We start from the raw sequence: 20456 nt of genomic DNA on the forward strand, positions 1-20456 counted from the left end.
GAGGTTCGATGACACAGGCGCTCGGGAGGACGGCCGCGCCACCACCGGCCGCGTCGGCACCGGCCGCGTCGGCACGGTCGCCGCGTCGCAGGACGCGCCGGCTCATCGGCCTGGGCGTAGCCGTCGGCACGCTCCTCGTGGCGGTGCTGCTCAGTGTCGCGATCGGCTCGGCGATGCTCCCCCTCGACGTGGTGTGGCAGGCGCTGACCGCTCCCGACGGCTCCGCGTCGCACGCCACGATCAGCGCAGCCCGGGTGGACCGCACCCTGCTCGGCATCGTCGTCGGTGTGTCCCTGGGCGTGGCGGGAGCACTCATCCAGGCACTCACCCGCAATCCGCTCGCCGACCCGGGTGTCCTCGGCGTCAACGCCGGCGCGGGTTTCGCCGTCACCCTGGGCGTGGCCGTCTTCGGCGTCACGCGCATCGAGCAGTATCTGCCCTTCGCCTTCGTCGGCGCCATCGCCGGTTCGGTCGTGGTCTACCTCGCCGCGAGCGGCGGACGGGCCGGGCCATCGCCACTGCGGCTCACCCTCGTCGGGGTCGCTTTCACGGCGGTGCTGACCGGCATCTCCCAGACCCTCGCCCTGATCGACACGGAGACCTTCGACCGCATGAGGTTCTGGGGAGCGGGCACCATCACCGACCGCCCGACGGGCACCGCCGGTGACATCGTGCCCTTCGTCCTGGCCGGCCTGCTGGCCGCCGTCTGCTGTGCGCGCCCGCTCAACGCGATCGCACTCGGCGACGACGCGGCACGGGCTGTCGGGCTGCGGGTCGGCGCGACCCGGTGCGGTGTGGTGATCGCGGTGGCCCTGCTGTGCGGTGCGGCGACGGCCGCGGCGGGCCCGCTGATGTTCGTCGGTCTCCTGGTGCCGCACGCCGTGCGATGGCTCACCGGGCCCGACTGGCGCTGGATCCTCGCCTACTCCGCCGTCCTCGCCCCGGTGATCGTGCTGCTCGCCGATGTCCTGGGCCGGCTGATCCTGATCCCCGCCGAGTTGCAGGTCGGCGTCATGATGCCGCTCATCGGCGCGCCCGTACTGATCCTGCTGGTGCGCCGAAGCCGGATGAGGGAGCTGTGAACGGGGTGTTCGTCCTCAGAGCGGGGCCTCTGAGCCTGCGAGCGACGCGCCGCGCGGTCACCGTGTGCGGGCTGCTGTGGATCGCGCTCGTCGCGCTGGCCCTGTGGGCCTTCACACTCGGCAGCTACCCGCTGAGCCTCGGCGACCTGACCGCGGTCATGTCGGGCACAGCCACGGACAGCATCCGCACCGTCGTCCTGGACTGGCGGGCGCCGCGCATCGTCGCCGCCGCACTGTTCGGCGCCGCCCTCGCCGTGGGCGGCGCGATCTTCCAGTCCCTGACCCGTAACCCGCTCGGCAGCCCCGACGTCATCGGCTTCACCACCGGCTCCTACACCGGTGTCGTCCTCACGCTGCTCGCGGGCGCGAGCAGTTACCAGGCGCTCGCGGCCGGCGCGCTCGTCGGCGGCCTTGTCACCGCCCTCGCCGTATATCTGCTGGCGTTCCGGCGGGGTGTGCGGGGCTTCCGGCTCATCATCGTGGGTATCGCGGTCGGTGCGTTGCTGTCCTCGGTCAACACGTGGTTCTCGGTGAAGGCCGATGTGGACACCGCGTTGAGGGCCGCGGTGTGGGGTGCCGGCTCACTGAGCGCCATCGGCTGGCCCGCCATCGTGATGGCCTCCGTCCTGACGGCGGGGGTCGCACTGATGGCCCCCGTGGCGCAGCGCCGCTTGCGATGGCTCGAACTGGGCGACGACACTGCGGCGATGCTGGGAGTACCCGTCGAGCGCACGAAGCTGCTGCTGGTCGTTCTCGGCGTTGCCGCGACAGCCGCGGTGACCGCTGCGGCGGGCCCCATCGCCTTCGTCGCGCTGGCCGCGCCGCAGATCGCCCGCCGTCTCACCGGGCGAGGAACCTCCGTCGACCTCGCAGGTGCGGCGCTCGTCGGCGCGCTGCTGCTGCTCAGTGCCGACATCGCGGCGCAGCACGCGATTCCCGGTGTGTCGCTACCGACAGGTGCGGTGACCGTGTGCGTCGGCGGGGCGTATCTGCTGGCCCTGCTGGTACGGGAGTCCCGACGGGGGTTCTAGGTGCATGCTCTGGAAGCCGGGCAACTGTCAGTCGGTGGTTCGTGACGGCAATGCGGTGCGTGGGCGATGGGCTCGAACCTCCACCGGGCGTCCATCGGGATCGCGAGCTGTCATCGTCCACTGCGTGGGCAGTGTCTCGATCTGCCCGACCGGCCACCCGGCGCCCAGGATGTGATCGCGAACCTCACACAGTTGCGCGTATGTTCCCACGCGCAGCCCCCATCCCGCATTGCAGCGGGAATCGAGATCAGTGGTGGGGGCGGTAGCGGTTTCGACGATCATCAGGTGGTCGTCCCCGCCGACATCGATGACTGCGATCCGAGGATCGGAAAGGGTTGCGGCGCGCTCGAATGCGAGCGCCGCTCCGAGCAACTCCGTGTAGTACGCCACGAGCCGGTCGAGGTCGGTCGTGGACAGAGTCAGATGGTTGATTCCGAAGAGATCGGGCATGGTGGGCCAACTGTAGTCCAGCCGCTGGAGGGCACCAGAAGTCATCGACCTCGGCCAGGTCCTGTCCGGCGGATCTTCGGGGATCGGCCCGGGGCGTCCGGTGCGGTGCGTCGCAAGGCGGAGGATCGTGCCCGTACTGGACGTACTCGGATGCCTTCGAAAACGCCGACAACGAAGCGAGGTGCCGTGCCAGGCGTCCCGGACCCCCGAAGATCCGCCGGACAGGGCCTAGTCGATCACCGCCAGGGTGAACGCCGGCGGAAGACCCGCAGGGGCGAGTTACGGCACCAGCGGCCTGACATCCACGCGGGAACTCGCCCCCCTGCGACGACATCCTGGGCTCCACGCCCCTGCGGGTCGGCGCCCAACCTCGCACTCCGGGCTGTTACGTGGCGCGGGACGACCGTAGTTGGGCATCTCTACCCGCCCAGGGCGCAGGACTCCCCGGATCCTGGCTCTGCGCGGGTCGAGCCTGCCCCGGACGTCGCGATGTGTTGTGTTCGCGGACACGGAAGGGGCAGGGAAGGGGCAGGGAAGGGGCAGGGAAGGTGCGCCGGGCACGTTCCGTGGCTGGGCGAGGGACGCCGGGTCTATCCCCGCGCCGGGGATCTGGTGGTGAGCAGCCGGGCGGTCACGGCGGAGAGCGCGAGGAGTCCGAGCCCGGCTCCGGCGGTGAAGCTCAAGACGGCCGAGGAAGAGCCCACGAAGCCCGCGAACACCAACACCGGCACGATGCGGCAGGCAATGGCCCAACCACGTCGGTCCTCGGCCGCGAAGTGCCGGGCCACGATGAAGAACGCGGCACACAGAGCGAGGTAGCCCACCATGCCCACCACGAGGTGTACGGCGCCGTGCGTACTGATCGAGCCGGCCGAATCCACCGGCGTGCCCGCCGGGAATCCCTTGCCCGGGTCGGCCTTGAAGATCCCGGAGACCAGGAACGCGACACCGAGCACACCGATCAGCCGGGGAACCCAGACTCCGCCGGGGGTGCCGCGCATCGCCCGGTGCATCCCGATCGCACCGCAGACCATCAGCGTGGCGGCGATGAGGAAGGAGACCACCTGGATCCATCCCAGGGAGCCCAGACTGAGTTGGCTGATGGCGTTGCGGGTGAAGTCGAAGCCCTCTCGCGTCAGGCCCTGGATCACACCCACGCCCAGGAACAGCGGGCCGGCCACGATCCCGGCGCCCAGCAGGGCCCGCGTCGACGGTCGAATCGAGGTCGCGGAGTTGACGGGGGCGTGCCTGTCGGTGCTCGTGTCGTTCGTCGTGTGGGCCATGGGATCTTCCTCCGGGGTAATTGGTCGACATCACTGGGACTCAATGGGTAGAGACCAGCCGCGACCGGAAAACTCATCGAACGGAGCGGCCCCGGCACGCGCGGGGGCTCGTACAGTCCCCGCCGAGCGGGTAACGGACAGCACCCTGCGGGACCTGGCGGAGTGACAGCGACTTCTGGCAACTCACGGGCGAGGAAAGCGCTTAGCCGCCGCTCACTCGTTCGCGTCCGACTCGATGGCCATCGGAAAGACGAGCCATGGTTCCCGGCGGCGTTCGCCGCCTTGCAGGCGATCACCGAGGGCACGGGCAACGACTGGGAAACCGTCGCCCCCTTCCATGGCCGCGGTCCCGGCACCAGCCAAGCCAGGACAGCACCCCCGCCCGGCGGGAGTTCCACATCAGCGGCAGGCCCCGGGCGCTGGACGAGCGGCTCGATCGATTCGGCGAATTGCGCCGCAGCCTCCCCGGCGTCAGCGAGAAGGTCCTCACCCAGCAACTACGGGAGTTCGAGGCGGACGGGATCGTCCGGCGGACCCTGTTCGAGGAGACACCACCCCGAGTCGAGTACGAACTGACCGGGAACGGTGCCGAACTCTAGAGCCACCAGGACTGCGGCCAACGCAGCCGTCTTCGACGCACCGGGCCTCGCCGAACAGATCACCGCCGTCACCGCGCTCGACCGGTTGGGCGGGCCCGACGACGTCGCCGATGTGGTCGCCTTCCTCACGTCCGACGCCGCTCGCTGGATCACCGGCCAGGTAATCGACGCGAGCGGCGGCCTGTTCCTCGGTCCACGCGTCTGACCAACGACGGCGACACGACGGCCGGATAGTTCACGACCGTCCAGAACCAGGAACCGGCCCGGCCGCCCACAGAGCGGGATCGCCCTCAGACGATCCGCGCCGATCGGGGTGCCGAAAAGGTCCGACGCGGTCAGGCACGCCATTCGGTCCGGATGCCGAGCAGTTCCTTGAGGCCGACGAGTTGCTGCCAGGTCCTGTCCGGCGGCGCTTCGGGGATCAGCCCGGGGCATCCGGTGCGGTGCGTCGCAAGGCGGAGGATCGGCCTCGTACTGGACGTACTCGGATGCCTTCGAAAACGCTGTCAACGAAGCGAGGCGCCGTGCCAGGCGACCCGGACCCCCGAAGACCCGCCGGACAGGACCTAGGGCGTGTTGCGAAAGTAGCGCCGTCCGCCCGAAAGGCGGGGCCGACGGCGTCTGGTGCGTGCGATCGCAAGGCGGAGGATCGTTCTCGTACTGGGCGTACTTGGATGATTCCGACAACGCGGCGAGTGCGCGTGCCAGGCGTCGTCGGCCAGGCGGGACTTTCGAAACATGCCCTAGATGATCAATTCCAAGGGGCTTAGTGGTCGTAGGCAGTGAGCGTGCGCATGGTCGGCTGGCCGGTGCGGTCGTTGTGCCAGATCGCGGCGGTGAGCGCGAGGATGCGTTGCAGGACTCGGACGGTCACACCATTGGGGGTGCGGCCTCGGTGTCGTTCGAGGTCGAGCTGGCCCTTGAAGGTCTCGTTGACCGACTCGATGACCTGGCGCAGTGGCTTGAACAGCTGTGATCCGGCTCGCTGTGGCTCGCCCTTGCGGGCCGGCCGCAGGAGGCGGATGTCCAGGTCGGCGAGCCGCTGTTCGAACTCTCGGCCGAAGTAGTTCTTGTCTCCGATCAGTGTCTGTCCCGGGTGTTCGGCGGTGAGACGGGGTTCGACGGCGAGCAGGTCGAGCAGGGTCTCGCGCTCGTCTGCCTTGGCCCCGGTGAGTGCGAACGCGATCGGCAGGCCGTGAAGGGTGCAGACCAGATGCAGCCGCAGTCCCCAGAAGTAGCGCGAGTGGCTGGCGCAGTAGCCGTACTGGGCCCATCCGGCCAGGTCGGAGCGTTTGACGGTCTCTCGGGAGCGCCCGCACTCGACGGGCGTGGAGTCCGCCACCCACACGTCGTCGCTCCACAGTGTGGTGTCGCGGGCCAGTGCCCGGGTGACCCGGCGGATCAGTTCGGCGGCCTTGCGCAGCCGCTTGTTGTAGCCGGGCTGCTGGGGCAGGTACGGAAAGAGGTGGCGCAGGTGGGCGCCGGCGTGGCGCAGCCAGCGGGCCTCGGAGGTGAAACCGAGCATCGCCTGCATCATCGCCAGCGTTACCAGCTCGGCGTCGCTGAGCTGCGGCACGATGCCCACGGCCGGACGCTGCGGGGCGAATTGCGGCGAGTCCTTCAGCAGGTCGTCGGTCTTCACATAGAGTGCGGTCGCGAGGGTGTCCAGGTCGTTCGTCACAGACTGACCTTGGGCGCCCTCGCATCGTCCGCGCAGGCAGTGCGAGAACTTCGCTCAGCTGGGCGCGACAGGCTGTTCGAGGAGCTCGTCCGGTCCGTCGAATCCGCAGCGCCGGTACAGCGGCGCACTGCGCTCAGACGGCCACACGATCAACGTATCCAGGCCGCGAACGCGCGCATAGCCGGTGGCCTCGTCGAGCAGGGCCTTGCCCAGACCGCGATTGCGCTGTTCAGGGGCGACGTAGAAGTTCGTCACGTAGCCCAGGGCGTCGGAACCCGGGTAGGGACTGGGGACCTTCTCCACAAGACACACGAACACGTGACCACAGGGCCGACCGCCCACTTCCGCAACCCAGGCACGCCACGGCCCGACCATCCGGGAACGCAGCCACTGCTCGCACTCGGCGGTGAACTCCTCTTCGTTCCGCGGGACTTCATCTCCGCCGTCCTCCACCTTGAACCGCCAGCGCATGGCTGCCAGCGCGGTCGCGTCATCGGACTCGGCCCGACGGATAACAACGTCACTCATGGCCAAACTCTCGCAGACCGATCCGACGAAGCGAAACTGCCTACGACCGTCCAACGACCCCTTGGAATTGATCATCTAGGGGGCCGTCGGCCCCGGATCGACCGGGTGGGCCGCCAGAGCGTGCACCGTGACGTCCATCCAGGGCCAGACCGGCAGCGACGAGATGATGGTGTGGAGTTCGGTGGGGTCCGCGGCCCGCCACAGTCCCCAGTTCTCGGTCCGGCCGGGCACCCGCCACATACGGACCAGGGATCCGGACGCGGCGAGTTCGGCGGCGCGGCGGCGCTCCTCGTCGGAGACCGCCGCCTTGCGTTCGGGGTCCATGGCCTCGGGCCAGGTGATCCGGATGTTGACGAGAAATTCCATGGGACGCGTCCTGTTCCTGTGAGGCTGGGAGGTTCCTGAGGCGGGCGGGCCAGCGGGCAAGCGAGCGGCTGCGGGCGGTCAGTTGCCGAACGGGTCGGCCGGGGTGCCGTGTTCGGTGATGACCGACTTCGTCTGAAGGAACTCGGCGACGGCCTCGACGCCGTTCTCCCGCCCCAGGCCGGACTGCTTGTAGCCGCCGAACGGCACACTCCAGTGCAGCAGCCGGTAGGTGTTCACCCAGACCACGCCCGCCTCCAGCCGTCGGGCCACCCGGTGCGCGCGAGCGGCGTCGCGGGTCCAGAAGCCCGCGGCCAGGCCGTACTCCACGGAGTTGGCGAGCGCGACCGCCTCGTCCTCGGTGTCGAAGGGGTGCACGGTGACGACCGGGCCGAAGATCTCCTCCCGGCAGACCGCGAGGTCGGGTGCGGCGTCGGCCAGCACGGTCGGCTCGTACCAGAAGCCCGCCGCGGCGGGCGCGGCGACCGTGGCCCGCCGCCCGCCGGTGACGGCCCGCGCGCCCTTCGCCAGGGCGTCGTCCACATATCCCTCGATCCGCGTCAGAGCCGCCGCCGAGGCCACCGGTCCGACGTGGGTGCGCGGATCGCGGGGGTCGCCGACCCGCAGCAGCCCGACCGCCTCCCCGTACCGCCGTAGGAACTCCTCGTACACCTCGCGCTGTACGAGTACCCGGGAGCCCGCGACACAGGTCTGGCCGGCCGCGGCGAAAGCGCCCTGCCGGGCCGCTACGACAGCGGCGTCGAGATCGCCGTCGGCAAAGACGATATGCGCGGACTTGCCGCCGGCCTCACAGACGTAACGCTTCATCCGCTCGGCCGCGCGTGCCCCGAGCGTACGGGCGACAGCGGTGCTGCCGGTGAAAGTGACCATGGCGACGTCGGGATGGTCCGTGAGGCGGCGGCCCTCGTCGGCGCCGCCGATGACGACGCCGATCACCCCGGGCGGGAACCCCGCCTCCAGGGCCAGTTCGGCGAGGCGCACCGAGGAGGCCGGGGCCTGCGGCGGCGGCTTGAGGATCACGGTGTTGCCTGCGGCCAGGGCCGGGGCGAGCTTCCAGGAGCCCAGCGAGAGCGCGCCGTTGAAGGGGGTGAGCGCGGCGACGACGCCCAGCGGTTCCTGCGTGATGAGCGCCCTCGCCGTGCCGCTGAGCGGACGCGAGATGTCCTGCATGGTCTCCGCCACTCCCGCGAAGTAGCGGTACCAGCGGGCCAGCGCGCCGACCTCGCCCCGGGTGGCTGTGAGGGGTTTGCCGTTCGCACGGGTTTCCAGCGCCGCGAGTTCCTCGGTGTGCGCGACCAGCACATCGCCGAGGCGGTGCAGCAGATCGGCGCGGGCGTGGGCGGGGAGCGCGCCCCAGGAGGGGGCGAGGAAGGCGGCGCGGGCTGCTTCCACGGCGGCGTCCACGGCGTCAGGGTCCTGGTACGCACGTGCCCAGACCTCCCCGGTCGCCGGGTCGGTCAGCGGCACCGCCGTACCGGCCGGCGCGCGCCGGGCCCCGCCCGTGTGGGAGGTGTAGTCCTCGATGGCCGGCGGGGTGTCGGGGGTGGTCATGGAGTGGTGGTCCTTTCCTGGGACGGGGGCTGCGTGGAGGGGGTTTGCGTGGACAGGGCGGCTCGTACGTCGGGGGTGTCGGCGTGGTGGCAGGCGAGGGTGTGTCCGGCCGCCCCGACTGCGACGGTCGGGGGCGGTGCGCCAGTACGGCAGACCTCGGTGGCGAACGGGCAGGAGCGCTGGAAGCGGCAGCCCGGCAGCGGATCGGCCGGGTCCGGGGGTTCCGCGCGGGTGCGGATCCCGCCGCGGAGGCCGGGTGCCCGGGGGTCGGGCACGGGCACGGCCGCCAGCAGCGCGTGCGTGTAGGGGTGGCGGGGCGCGGAGAACACCTCGTCGCAGGGGCCGCTCTCCATGATCAGGCCGCCGTACATGACGATGACATGGTCCGAGATGTGCCGTACCACGCTCATGTCGTGGGAGATGAAGAGAAAGCTGACGTCCTGTTCGCGGCGGAGGTCTTTGATGAGATTGACGATCTGGCCCTGGATGCTGACGTCGAGCGCGGAGACGATCTCGTCGCAGACGATGAAGCGGGGTTCGACCGCGAGGGCACGGGCGATGGCCGCGCGCTGGCGCTGCCCGCCGGAGAGTTCATGGGGATGGCGGTCGGCCAGCTCCGCGCGGAGACCGACCTGCCCGAGGAGTTCGTCAACCCGCTCGCGGATCTGCTCGCGGGGCACCGTCCGGTGCACGGAGATGACCTCGCGGATCATCGCCCTGATGGTCATCCGGGGGTTGAGGCTGGCGTACGGGTCCTGGTAGACGATCTGCGCGAGCCGGGGCAGCGAGCCCTCGCGGCGGATCTCGTCCAGGGGGCGGCCGTGCACGCTGACCTGGCCCGAGGTGATGGGCGAGAGGCCGACCAGGGCGCGCCCGGTGGTGGTCTTCCCGCTGCCGCTCTCGCCGACGATGGTGACGATGCCGCGGGCCGGCACGGTGAAGGAGACCCCGTCCACGGCGTGCGCGGTGCCGGTGACCCGGCGCAGCACCCCGGTGCGGAGGGGGAAGTGGACCCGCAGGCCGGTGACGGCGACGGCGTCGGGTGCGTCGGGTGGTCCGGCGGTGGCGGAGGGCAGGGTGCCGGCGGCGTTCATGAGCGCCCTTCTCGGTGGTCCGCGCCGATGGGGACCGGTGCGGTGTAGGGGCAGCGGACGACGTGCCCGGGGGCGGTGGAGATGAGGGGAAGGAGTTCGGGGACGGAGTCCTCGCACGTCGCGCGGGCGTCGGTGCACCGGGGCTGGAAGGCGCAGCCGGGCGGCGGTGCGGCGGGGTCGGGCGGGAAGCCGGGGATGGCGGGCAGGTGCTCGACCCGCTCGCGGTCCATCCGGGGAATGGACTCCATGAGCGCTCGGGTGTACGGGTGGCCGGGGTTGTCGAAGAGCGCGGTGGTGGGGGCCATCTCCACGATCCGGCCCGCGTACATCACCGCGATCCGGTCGGTGACCCCGGCGACGACCCCGAGGTCGTGGGTGATGAGGATGAGGGCCATCCGGAGGTCCTTGCGGAGCCGGTCGATGAGCTGGAGCACCTGGGACTGGATGGTGACGTCGAGTGCGGTGGTGGGTTCGTCGGCGATCAGGATCTGGGGTTCGCGGCTGATGGCCATGGCGATCAGAACGCGCTGGCGCATGCCGCCGGAGAGTTCGTGGGGGTAGCTGCGGAGCCGTTCGCGGGCGGCGGGGAGGCCGACGAGGTCCAGGAGTTCGGCGCACCGCGTGGCGGCCTCCCGTCGGCTGAACCCGTCGTAATGGATGAGGGGTTCGGCCATCTGCGTGCCGATGGTCATGGCCGGGTTGAGCGCGGAGAGCGCGTCCTGGGAGACGAGTCCGATGCCGGAGCCCCGGACGGTCCTCATCTGCCGGGGTGTGAGCGTGGTCAGGTCCCTGCCGTCGAAGGTCACCCGGCCGGAGATCTCGACGCCGGTGGGGGCGAGCATCCGCAGCACCGCCAGCATGGTCTGGCTCTTGCCGCAGCCGGACTCGCCGACGACGCCGAGCGATTCGCCGGCGGCGACGCCGAAGGAGACGTCGCGCACGGTCTCCAGGGGGGTGCCGTCGTTCCGGTCCTGGCCGCGGTAGGCGACCTTGAGGTGTTCAACTTCCAGTACGGTCACGGTGATTTCCTCCCTCTAAGCCAGTTTGATCTTCGGGTTGAAGTACGCCTGGAGCACGTCGACCAGAAAGTTGATCAGCACGAACGCGATGGCGATCACGAGGATCCCGCCCTGTACGAGGGGGATGTCCCGGGTGGAGATGGCCTGGTGGAGTGCGAGGCCGATGCCCGGCCAGGAGAACACCGTCTCGGTGAGCACCGCGCCGCTGAGCAGGAAGCCCGCCTGCAGGCCGATCACCGTGATGACGGACGGCATGGCGTTGGGAAGCACATGGCGGACGATCACCCGGAACTCGCCGACGCCGCGCGAGCGGGCGGTGCGGACGTAGTCGTTGCCGATCACCTCCAGCACCGATGAGCGGGTCATCCGGGCGATGACCGCCAGCGACCAGGCGGCGAGGGTGATGACCGGCAGCAGCATGTGGGCGGCGACGTCGAGGGCTCCGCCGCCGCCTATGGACGTCATCCCGGTGGCGGGAAGCATCCGCAGTTGCAGCGAGAAGACAACGATGAGCACCAGTCCGAACCAGAACGACGGTACGGAGTTGAAGAACAGCACGCCGACGGTGAGGCCGCGGTCCCGGGTCGAGCCGGGCTTCTGCGCGGCCCAGGTGCCGATGGCGACGCCGACGACCGCCGCGACGACGATCGCGGTGCCCGACAGCAGCAGGGTGTTGAGCAGCCGGTCGGAGAGGACTTCGGAGACCGGCCGGCCGAAGGAGAGCGAGCGGCCCAGATCGCCGTTGAGGAGGCTGCCGAGGTAGGTGAAGTAGCGGGAGACGGCGGGTTGGTCCAGGCCGAGGTCCTGGCGGAGTGCCTGGCGGTCCTCCTCGGAGGAAGTGGGGCCGAGCAGGGCGCTCGCCTGGTCGCCGGGGATGATCTGGCCGAGGCCGAAGGTGGCGATGGTGACCCCCAGAATGACCGGGAGCATGTGCAGCGCGCGGCGCAGCGTGAAGGTCAGCATGGCGAATCTCCAAGGCTGTTCATGACCGGCTCCGCCGGGTCCACGGGGTGCGTCCGCCGCCGCGGGCCGCCCGCGATTTGCGGCTGCGCGGGTCGAGACGGTCGCGGATGCCGTCCCCGAGCAGGTTGAACCCGACGGCGAGCACGACGATCGCGAGGCCGGGGATGGTGGCGACATGTGGTGCGGTCACCAGCAGGGCACGTCCGCCGCTGAGCATCTGGCCCCAGTCGGGTGTGGGCGGCTGTGCGCCCAGGCCGAGGAAGGCGAGGCTGGAGCTGAGAATGACGTTGCGGCCGGTCTGGAGGGTGGCGAAGACGACCACGCCGCCGAGCAGGTTGGGGGTGATGTGGCGGAAGGCGATGCGCAGATGGCCGTAGCCGAGGGCGCCCGCGGCCTCCACGTACTGCTCCTGCCGCAGGGCGATGACATTGCCCCGGACGATCCGTCCGAACTCGGGGATCGTGACCACGACCATGGCGATGACCATCGAGGTGACGCCGGGGCCGAGTGCGACGCCGATGCCGAGGGCGAGCAGGATCCCGGGGAAGGAGAACATCACGTCGAAGATCCGCATGAGCATGCTGTCGAGCCAGCCGCCGACGTAGCCGGAGAGCAGTCCGATACAACCGCCGATGACGAGCGCCGCCAGCGTCGGCAGCACGGCGACCAGCAGGGCGAGCCGGGTGCCGTACATCAGCCGGCTGAGGATGTCGCGGCCGACCTCGTCGGTGCCCAGAAGGTGGCCGTCGCTGAAGGGGCCGAGCCCGATGGAGGAGGGGTTGGTGGCGAGCGGGTCGTCCGGGGTGATCAGGGGCGCGAGCAGAGCGATGAGGATCGTGGCGGCGACGATGGCGCCGCCGATGAGGACGGTGGTGTTGCCGGAGCCGACGAGCGCGCGCAGGCGGGTGCGCCGCCGAGGGGACGCGGCCCGCACGGCGTCGGGGCGGGGTGGTGCCGCAGTGGCCTTCATGGCTGTGATCTCCTCACCGGCGGCGGATGGTGGTGTAGTCGATGTAGACGGACGCGGCGGGCACGACTCCGTCCACCGTGCGGCTCAGCAGGCGCGGCAGCCGGTCCTGGTAGAGGAAGACCCAGGGCGCGTCGGCCGCGATGCCGGCGGCGGCTTCCCGGTAGAGCGCCGTGCGGCGGTCCACGCCGGGTTCGCCCCGGGCGCGGTCGAAGAGGGCGTCGACGTCCCGGTTCTGGTACCAGCCGCGGTTGACGCCGTCGGGGGGATGCAGTTCCCCGCTGAACATCCGCTCCAGGAAGTCGGCGGCGTCGGCTCCGGTGGTCCATCCGTTGAAGGAGCCGTGGGTGGTGTCGTTGTAGCCGTTGCCCTCTTCGGCGACGAGCGAGGCGAACTCCATGTACTGGGTGTCCAGTTGGACGCCGACCGCTTTGAGGTCCTGTTGGATGAGCGACATGATCTCGGTGGCCTGGGAGAATCCGGGGCCGCTGTCGGGTGCGAGCATCCGCAGCCGTACGGGGGTGGGCACTCCGCTCTCACGGATGAGCCGGCGGGCCTCTTCGGGGTCGTAGGAGTCGGCCGCGGCTCCGGGGTCCTCCTGGTACGCCTCGTTACCCCGGGGCAGCGGCCCGGTCGACGGGGCGACCTGTTGGCCGGTGAGGGTGGCGATCGCCCGGCGGTCGACGGCGTGGTTGAGCGCCTGCCGGAAGACGGCGTTGTCGGTGGGGGCGATCCGGGTGTTGAGGCGCAGGAAGTACTGGTTGGCGGGCTCGGGGTACTGCACGGTCATGGTGCCGCCGTCGGCGAGCTGCTGGACCTGCTGGGCCCCGGCGCTGAGGATCGCGTCCACCTCGCCGGTCTGGGCGGCGATGGCGAGCGTGGTGGGGTCGGTGACGGACTCCACGATGATGGAGGGGGTCTTGGGGACGCCGCCCCAGTAGGCGGAGTTCCGCTTCAGGGTGATGCGCTTGCCGCGATCGGCGGACTGCTGGGTGAAGGGGCCGGTACCTACGGGGTGCAGGCCGATGTCGTCGGGCCGGTGGGCGCGCAGCGCCTTGGGGCTGATGATCGACATCCGGCGGTCGGTGAGCACCCTGGGGAGGCCGGCGTACGGCTCGGTGAGTCCGAGGGTGACGGTGTGCGGGTCGCGGACCTCGACCTTCTTGATCCAGCGGGTCAGGAACTTCATGTTGCCGGCGGCCGTCGGGTCGTGGAAGTCGGACTTCTCGTTCATGATCCGGTCGAAGTTGGCTTTGACGGCCGCGGCGTCGAAGGGCGAACCGTCGGCGAAGTCGACCCCCTTGCGGAGCTTGAGGGTGTACGTTCGCGCGTCCGGGGAGGCTTGCCAGGATTCGGCGAGCGCGGGGCGGAGTTCGGGCGCCTGGGCCGTCTCGGTGCCGAGGTCCTCGCGGATCAGCGGATCGAAGAGGGCGTCGATGACCCGGAGCACCGGGGTGCCGGAGGCGCGGTGCGGATCCAGCGTGGGGATCTCTCCCTCGGCGCCGATGATCAGGGTCTGCGAGTCGCGGCCGAAGGACGGATTGGCGCTGCAGCCGGTGAGCAGGACGCCCGCGACGGCCATACCGCTCGCTATTCGGCTGAGTTGTCCGGTGCGTGGGCGCTTCGGCCCACCGCGGCGCGAAAGCCTCATGCTTGTCGCCTTTGCTCGTGGTGAAGGTCGTGGAGAACCGCTCCGGCCGTGTTCCTGCCGGGTGTTCCGGTGACGTAGCCGCCGGGCCATGTCCCGGCGCCGCTGACGTAGAAGCCCTGGAGAGGGGTGCGGTACCCGGCGACTTCGGGGTGCGGGCGGGCCCCGAAGAGATTTCCGGGCAGCATGTCCCCATGGGTGATGTTGCTTTCCAGCAGGCCCAGTTCACTCTCGATCTCCACCGGATTCATGAACCGGTGGTCGATGACGCGCTCGGCCAGTCCCGGCATCAGCCGGGAGAGTTCGTCGACGCACCTGCGGCCGAACCGCTCCGTACGCTCGGCGTCCCAGGGGCCGTCGTGCGGGCGGTAGGGGGCGTGCCAGGCGTTGACGCTGATGAGGTGGGTGTTCCCCGGGGTGAGGCCGGGTGAGGTGAGGGTCGGTATCAGCCCCCACATCAGGGGCTGCTCGCTCGCGTGGCCCCGCAGTGCCTGGGAGACCGACTCCTCGATCTGTCCGAGCGAGGAGCCCACCCGGAACTGGCAGGCCCGCACCCGGTCGGGGTCCGCGTCCTCGGGCAGCCCCGCGTAGGCGGGCAGCGAGTCCACCTCCAGGACGACCTTGAACGCCGATCCGCGCATCGCCGTACCCATGACCTCCGCGCGGATCTCGGGGCCCATCGCCGCGTCGTCCAGCAGGTCGCGGAAGAGGTGGACAGGGTTGACCGCCGACACCACCCGGTCGGCGGTGAACTCCTCGCCGGACGCGGTGACCACGCCTCGGACGCCGGCGTCGCCGTGCAGGATCCGCGCCACCGGGGAGCCGGTGCGCAGGGTGACGCCGTGGGCGCGGCAGCAGTCCGCCAGCGCGTCCACGATCGCGCTCATCGACCCGACCGGGAGACCGGTGGAGCCGCGGAGCGCGACCCGCTCGGCGGCGTCGCCGGGGTTGGCGGCGCCCGCCGCGGCCAGGGCGAACGGGCGCATCATCAGTCCGACGGCGCTGCCGGGCGTGGAGGGCGGTACGAGTTGGGCGTTCAGCGCCAGCAGGGCGAGCAGCGCCTTGGCCTGGTCCGACCGGAGACGCTCGTCGAGCAGCCCGGTGAGGCTGCCGTCGAAGACGGCGGTGAAGAGCTTGTGCTCCGCCGGGTCGGCCAGCCGCTCCCGCAGTGCGCGCAGAGCGGGCGGGGGGTCGTCCAGGGAGACCCGAAGGCTCGCGCCGAGCCGTTCCAGATCGCTGATCAGCCCTCGGTAGCGGTCGGCCTCGCCCGGCGCGAAGGCGTCGAGCTGCCGGTCGACACGGGCGGGGTCGCGCCAGCCGAGGAAGCACCGGCCGTCGAACTGCTGGACGACGGTCGGATCGGCCCGGATGAACCGGAGACCGTGGTCGGCCAGCCGCAGTTCGCTGACGACAGCCGGGTTGAGCGACCCGGGCGAGTTGGTGAAAGCGAGGCTGCGGCCGGGCAGGAACTCGTAGCCTCCGCAGGGCCCGCCGAGGCGCTGACGGGATTCGACCACGGCGACGCGCAGTCCCGCCCGGCCCAGATAGGCGGCTGTCACCAGCCCGTTGTGGCCGCCCCCGACGACCACGACGTCAAACCGGTTCATGCTCCCGACATTCCTCTCCGCTCGCACCGCGTTGTCCGCGCAGCCGTCAGTTCTGGGGATCGGCCACGAAGCCGGCGTCGAACATGCGCAGCCAGTTGCCGCCGGAGATCCGCTCGACCTCGCTCTCGTTGAATCCGCGCTTGCGCAGGTGTTCCAGGACGGTGGCGTAGCCACTGCCCGCGGCGAACCACCCGGGGAATTCGACGGGTCCGGAGATTGGGACCATGGGCTTACGGCTCCAGCGGCCCTGCCGCCACCAGTGGAGTTCTTCGTCGCCCTGGCCGGCGTAGTAGTCGGAGCCGAGTCCGACGTGGTCGACGCCGATCAGATCGACGGTGTGGGCGACCATGTCGCAGAATTCGTCGACGGTGCAGTCGACACCGTTGGGAGCGATTCTCGGGTACATGCTCAGGCCCACGACGCCGCCGGATTCGGCGGCCTTCTTCAGGACCGTGTCGGATTTGTTACGGAAGGCAAGTTCGACGTTCTCGCCCACGAATCCCCGGGGATTGGCATGGGTGATCGCCACCGGTCGTTCGGACGCCTCAAGGGTTTCGAGGGAGGTGCGCTCATTGCAGTGGGAGACGTCGATCAGCATTCCCACCCGGTTCATCTCCCGGATCAGATTGATTCCATAGGTGCGGGAAAGGCCTGCGTCGTCGCCTTCCCAGCAGCCCGCGCCGGCGGAGTTCTGGGTGTTGTAGGTGAGCTGGGCGATCCGTACCCCGGCCTGGTGGAAGGCGCCGACGAGGTCGAGGTCGTCCTCGAAGGGGCTGCTGTTCTGGAATCCGAGGACGACGGCGGTACGGCCGTCGTTCCCCGCCGCGCGGATGTCGTCGGCCGAGCGGCCCTCCCGCAGGAGGTCGGCGTTCTCCGCGAGCAGCCGCTGCCAGCGGCCGACCTCGCGCATGGTCTCGGTGGAGTTCTCCCAGATGGCGACGGTGGCGTGGACGCCGGCTATCCCGGCGGCGTGCCACTCCTCGAACCGCTCGCGGGCGGGCTTGACGAACTGCAATGCGTCTACCAGCACGTGCTTTCCTCTTCAGGCGGGTGGGCCGCGTGGTCCGGGCGTGGTGACGGCCCGGCCGCGCGGCTCGGTGTGAACGGTGGGTGCGGTGGGTGCGGTGGCGCGGCTTTGCCGCGGTGCGCACGGCCGGGTGTCAGACCTCGCGGCCGAGGCGGCCGAGCTGAGGGATCTCGTCGCGGAGCCCCAGGGTCCGCAGGGCACTCCACAGAGATGCCTGATTGCTGGTCACCACGGGGCGGCCGGTGTCCATTTCGAGGTAGGGCAGGATCTCGAAAGTCCGGTAGGTACCGCAGGAGATCAGCAGCGCGTCGGCGTCGGGGGCGGCCTTGTGCAGCCTGCGCCCGAGCCGGTAGGCGCTGTCCGCGTCGTGGACGCTGGCCTCGTAGGGGTCGGTCATCTGAAGCCCCTCCATCACGGGCACCTCGAAGCCGATGGCGGTGAGGTACGCGCGCAGCGCCTCATTGACCTCGTCCGTGTAGATGCTGCCGACGGCGACCGAGGTGGCGCCGACGGCGCGCAGGGCGTCGACGGTCGCCTGCATCATGGTGATCGCGGGAATCCCGGTCTCGGCCTTGATCTCGTCGGTGACCTTCTGGTCGGTGCCGGGGCCCGGTATGAAGGTGCCTGGCGCGCCGCACTGCACGATCAGGTCCACCTTCGCGGTGGCGAGTTGCCGGGAGGCGTCGAGTACCTGGCTCATCATTTCTCGCAGCCCCTCCGCGTCGACGCGGGGAACGATGGTCCGGGCGTCGGCGAAGGCCACTCCGGTGGGCGCGACCGAGCGCCACTCCTCCGCCCCTTCGATCGCGGTCGCCGGGCGGATCTGTCCGATTCGTGCGCGCCAGCCGAGCATCATGGGGCATTTCTCCTGAAGTGAGCTGTGTATACGGGAAGGTGAAGGCGCCGGGCAGGTCTACCGAAGCCGATGTGGTGCACAGATTCTGCTGCGTGGAACGCCACCCGGTACAGCGGCAAAGGTCCCGCCTTCCCTCTGGGATCAGCCGAGGTAGGCGCCTACTGCGGAGCAATCTGGGACAGTGGACCAGATTGTTTGGGACAATGTACCTACGCGTTTCGGTCAGGTCAATGGGGAGATTTTCGGCGCGAAGAAGCAGTGTGGGCATACGTCGGCCGGGGGCCTGCGGCTCGCACGAGGCCTGGGACTGGATGGGCATGGACCCCTGGGAACGGGCCTGCGCCGTGCGGGAATCGGAACCGTCGCCCTCCGGGCCTGCCGACCGTGCGGGACCGGCTGGTCAACGAGGCGGTCTCCCCGCACGGGCGGTACGCGTCCCCACCGCCGGTCCGGCCTCGTGGACCGGTGCGCGTCCCGGCGACCATCAGCTTGTTTTTATCGTTTGTGAGCTTTGAGTTGATTACGCTCAGCGATGCTTTCAGGGGGTCTGGTCGATTTGCCCATGTCTTAACGGGTGGCGGCTCGCCGGTTCTTCGATCCAAGTGGGCGCCCTGGGCCGGGCGTTGAGGGTTTGGGTGCACGGGCCGGACTGTGCAGGTGAGGGCGGAGGTTTCTGAACCCTCGTCGCACCCGGGCCGGGGTGAGTTTGTGCGGCAGAACCGGCCGCTCCCAAGAACGGCGGAGATCAGCGACCAGGCTCCGGACGAGGCGGAGTTGAGTATGGGCAGCGATCACCAGCCACGTCCAACGGTCCGCGGCCTCGGGATCGGGATCGGGATCGGGATCGCGGAGTTTCGGGCGGGTCCACCGAGGGTCTGCTTGATCATTCTGAAGGTGTCCTCAAGATCGAACCTCCTCAGGAACGCGTGCCAGAGCCGGTCGGCATCGCTCTCGCTCGCGCCGATACCTGACCACCACAGCCAGACCGGCTTCGGGTCCGCGCCATTGGGCAGACGGTCTACCCTGAGCCGGATCACGGTGCCCTCGATGATCGGCAGCTCGGCGCCGTGGGTGAGTTCAGGCCGCTCGGCGGGTCAGTCTCGGGTCTAGCCGGCCGAAGGCGGTGGCCACCGCGCTGCCATACCGCACCGTCGGGACGTCGGGCTCGCCCCAGGTGCCCGGCTGGCCGAAGACGAACTCACCGCCGTGCTTCGGCGGCCGCCCGCCCTTCGGGTCGTAGACCCTCGGCGGTGTGGGCCGGCGCATCACCCGGTCCGACCGCAGCCTGCCCAGCAGACTCGACTCCACGACCTTCGTTACGGTCACGTGCGCTCCTTGGTCGGAGCACAGGATCGGGCGAAGGCCGCCCGCACGTCCGCCGAACTGCGAAAACACGGCTCAAGTTCGAGAGTCGTTCGACATCGGGACGATAAACGACAAGCTCAGCCTGGCGGACACCGGCGGCGGAGAGGCCAGGCACGGTGGTTCCTGGCTCAGGGCCGCCTCTCAGCCGGCCCCGTCCGACACCTGTTCGCCGACGACGCCGGCTGCAGCGAACTCCGCGGCCGGCACGCGTCGAACGGGTCGGCCGGGCCACGCGCGTCCGGCACCTGGTGAGCCGGCTGGACCAACTCGGCTGCCGCACGCCCCTCTCAACAGAGGGAGCTGCCGGCCCGGCCGCCGCGGAAGCGGATCAAGGGATTTCGAATCAGGCGGGTTGGCGCCAGCGGATGGCGATCTGGGCCGCGGCCGACTGGAGGGTCGGGACCAGTTCGGCCATGCGCTGGTCCGCGAGCCGCGCCTCGGGTCCGTAGATGCTCAGCGCGGCGGTGACGGTGCCCTGTGTCGCGATGGGTACGGCCACCCCGCACCCCCCCATGATCCACTCGCCGCGGCTGAAGGCGTATCCCCGGTCGCGGGCGGCGGCGACCCGGTCGACAATCTCGGTCGCGTCCGTCGCGCCGGTCTCGTCGGTCGTGGAGACATGCTCCCCTACAAGGTGCTCCAGGTGAGCTTCGGGCAGCATCGACAGCAGCACCCGGCCCGTCGCGCCGGAGAAGAGCGAGTACGGCCGGCCGACCCCCGTGATCAGACGAAGTGGCTGGGAACTCTCCACCTCGTACACCGTCACCCGGCGGCCGTCCACCACGGCGGAGACGCACGCGGTCTCGCCTGTCGTGGCGGCGATGCGGGCCGTGGCCTCGGAGGCGGCGCTCACCAGGTCGCTGTTGGCGGCGTGTCGCCAGGCGAGGGTGAGCGCGGCCGGCCCGATCACGTACTTGCGGGAGTTCTCGTCCACGACGGCGAGCCCGACGCGCTCCAGGGAGGCGAGGATCCGCTGGGTGGAACTCTTGCTGATCTCCAGGTCCCGGCTCAACTCACGCAGCCCGCGCGGCCTGTCGGCCTCGGCGATCGTCTTGAGCACCAGCAGTGCGTGGTCCACGATCTGCACCGTGCTCGCGGGCGGGGTCCGCTTTCCGGCCGTGCCCGCCGCCGACGCACCGGTCGGTGAGGAAGTCTGTGTGGGCTCCGGACCCTGTTCGTCCACCATCGGGCCGGTCCTCTCCCTGGGGGAAGCAGGGTTCGGTGTGAGGGCGCTCCCACAGGACGGCCCCGGACCCTGTCCGCGCGTTGCATGAATGATCGCTCGCGATTATCACACAGTGGCCACACCCCGTCATCCACG

Annotated in this window: 18 protein-coding genes and 2 pseudogenes; 4 read left to right on the forward strand and 16 right to left on the reverse strand. The window is 70.2% G+C overall.

What is annotated here, in order from left to right:
- The first annotated feature begins 8 nt into the window (after positions 1-8).
- Both OG700_RS01070 and OG700_RS01075 read left to right on the forward strand, forming a co-directional pair.
- On the forward strand, positions 9-1082 hold the full coding sequence (locus tag OG700_RS01070) for an iron chelate uptake ABC transporter family permease subunit (RefSeq protein ID WP_405607425.1): 1074 nt from the start codon (positions 9-11) through the stop codon (positions 1080-1082).
- The gene (locus OG700_RS01075) at positions 1079-2113 is read left to right on the forward strand and encodes a FecCD family ABC transporter permease (RefSeq protein ID WP_405607428.1); all 1035 of its coding nucleotides are present in this window, start codon (positions 1079-1081) and stop codon (positions 2111-2113) included. Before OG700_RS01070 ends, OG700_RS01075 begins: the two co-directional genes overlap by 4 nt.
- Before the next feature lie 27 nt (positions 2114-2140).
- Here the strand turns inward: OG700_RS01075 and OG700_RS01080 are convergent, their stop codons facing one another.
- Positions 2141-2563: a VOC family protein gene (locus OG700_RS01080; protein WP_405607431.1), complete on the reverse strand. Its 423-nt coding sequence runs from the start codon at positions 2561-2563 to the stop codon at positions 2141-2143.
- A 590-nt stretch (positions 2564-3153) separates the two neighbouring features.
- Positions 3154-3846: a DUF998 domain-containing protein gene (locus OG700_RS01085; RefSeq protein ID WP_405607434.1), complete on the reverse strand. Its 693-nt coding sequence runs from the start codon at positions 3844-3846 to the stop codon at positions 3154-3156.
- A gap of 449 nt (positions 3847-4295) precedes the next feature.
- Between OG700_RS01085 and OG700_RS01090 the strand changes: the two genes are divergently transcribed.
- Both OG700_RS01090 and OG700_RS01095 read left to right on the forward strand, forming a co-directional pair.
- Complete coding sequence (locus OG700_RS01090) at positions 4296-4445, forward strand: winged helix-turn-helix transcriptional regulator (protein ID WP_405607437.1); 150 nt, start codon at positions 4296-4298, stop codon at positions 4443-4445.
- Position 4446: 1 nt separating this feature from the next.
- Positions 4447-4650, forward strand: a pseudogene (locus OG700_RS01095) (SDR family oxidoreductase); the annotation flags it as partial.
- Between the two features lie 561 nt (positions 4651-5211).
- Here OG700_RS01095 and OG700_RS01100 read toward each other — a convergent pair.
- The 14 genes and pseudogenes from OG700_RS01100 to OG700_RS01165 form a co-directional block, all read right to left on the reverse strand.
- Complete coding sequence (locus OG700_RS01100) at positions 5212-6126, reverse strand: IS982 family transposase (protein ID WP_405607440.1); 915 nt, start codon at positions 6124-6126, stop codon at positions 5212-5214.
- Between the two features lie 54 nt (positions 6127-6180).
- The gene (locus OG700_RS01105) at positions 6181-6654 is read right to left on the reverse strand and encodes a GNAT family N-acetyltransferase (protein ID WP_405607443.1); all 474 of its coding nucleotides are present in this window, start codon (positions 6652-6654) and stop codon (positions 6181-6183) included.
- Between the two features lie 75 nt (positions 6655-6729).
- A complete protein-coding gene (locus tag OG700_RS01110) occupies positions 6730-7020 on the reverse strand; it encodes a muconolactone Delta-isomerase (RefSeq protein ID WP_405607446.1) in 291 nt (96 codons plus the stop codon).
- Positions 7021-7098: 78 nt separating this feature from the next.
- On the reverse strand, positions 7099-8589 hold the full coding sequence (locus OG700_RS01115) for an aldehyde dehydrogenase family protein (RefSeq protein WP_405607449.1): 1491 nt from the start codon (positions 8587-8589) through the stop codon (positions 7099-7101).
- Entirely contained in the window at positions 8586-9683 is a 1098-nt protein-coding gene (locus tag OG700_RS01120) for an ABC transporter ATP-binding protein (protein WP_405607452.1), read from the reverse strand. Before OG700_RS01120 ends, OG700_RS01115 begins: the two co-directional genes overlap by 4 nt.
- Positions 9680-10702, reverse strand: a complete 1023-nt coding sequence (locus OG700_RS01125; RefSeq protein ID WP_405607455.1) for an ABC transporter ATP-binding protein — start codon at positions 10700-10702, stop codon at positions 9680-9682. The genes OG700_RS01120 and OG700_RS01125 overlap by 4 nt, the downstream gene beginning before the upstream one ends.
- A 15-nt stretch (positions 10703-10717) precedes the next feature.
- On the reverse strand, positions 10718-11665 hold the full coding sequence (locus OG700_RS01130) for an ABC transporter permease (protein ID WP_405607458.1): 948 nt from the start codon (positions 11663-11665) through the stop codon (positions 10718-10720).
- Positions 11666-11684: 19 nt separating this feature from the next.
- Complete coding sequence (locus OG700_RS01135) at positions 11685-12635, reverse strand: ABC transporter permease (RefSeq protein ID WP_405607461.1); 951 nt, start codon at positions 12633-12635, stop codon at positions 11685-11687.
- A gap of 13 nt (positions 12636-12648) precedes the next feature.
- Positions 12649-14283 (reverse strand): ABC transporter substrate-binding protein, encoded by a 1635-nt coding sequence (locus OG700_RS01140; protein ID WP_405607464.1) that lies wholly within the window; start codon positions 14281-14283, stop codon positions 12649-12651.
- Positions 14280-15887 (reverse strand): phytoene desaturase family protein, encoded by a 1608-nt coding sequence (locus tag OG700_RS01145; protein ID WP_405607467.1) that lies wholly within the window; start codon positions 15885-15887, stop codon positions 14280-14282. Before OG700_RS01145 ends, OG700_RS01140 begins: the two co-directional genes overlap by 4 nt.
- 46 nt (positions 15888-15933) lie before the next feature.
- Entirely contained in the window at positions 15934-16917 is a 984-nt protein-coding gene (locus tag OG700_RS01150; RefSeq protein WP_405607470.1) for a membrane dipeptidase, read from the reverse strand.
- 130 nt (positions 16918-17047) lie between these two features.
- Complete coding sequence (locus OG700_RS01155; RefSeq protein ID WP_405607473.1) at positions 17048-17770, reverse strand: aspartate/glutamate racemase family protein; 723 nt, start codon at positions 17768-17770, stop codon at positions 17048-17050.
- 495 nt (positions 17771-18265) lie between these two features.
- Positions 18266-19066: pseudogene (locus tag OG700_RS01160) on the reverse strand (transposase); the annotation flags it as partial.
- Positions 19067-19478: 412 nt separating this feature from the next.
- Positions 19479-20321, reverse strand: coding sequence for an IclR family transcriptional regulator (locus OG700_RS01165; protein WP_405607476.1), 843 nt, complete (start codon positions 20319-20321; stop codon positions 19479-19481).
- Between the last annotated feature and the right edge of the window lie 135 nt (positions 20322-20456).

Origin of the sequence: Streptomyces sp. NBC_01508, assembly GCF_045040315.1 — a bacterium.
GTDB lineage: Bacteria > Actinomycetota > Actinomycetes > Streptomycetales > Streptomycetaceae > Streptomyces.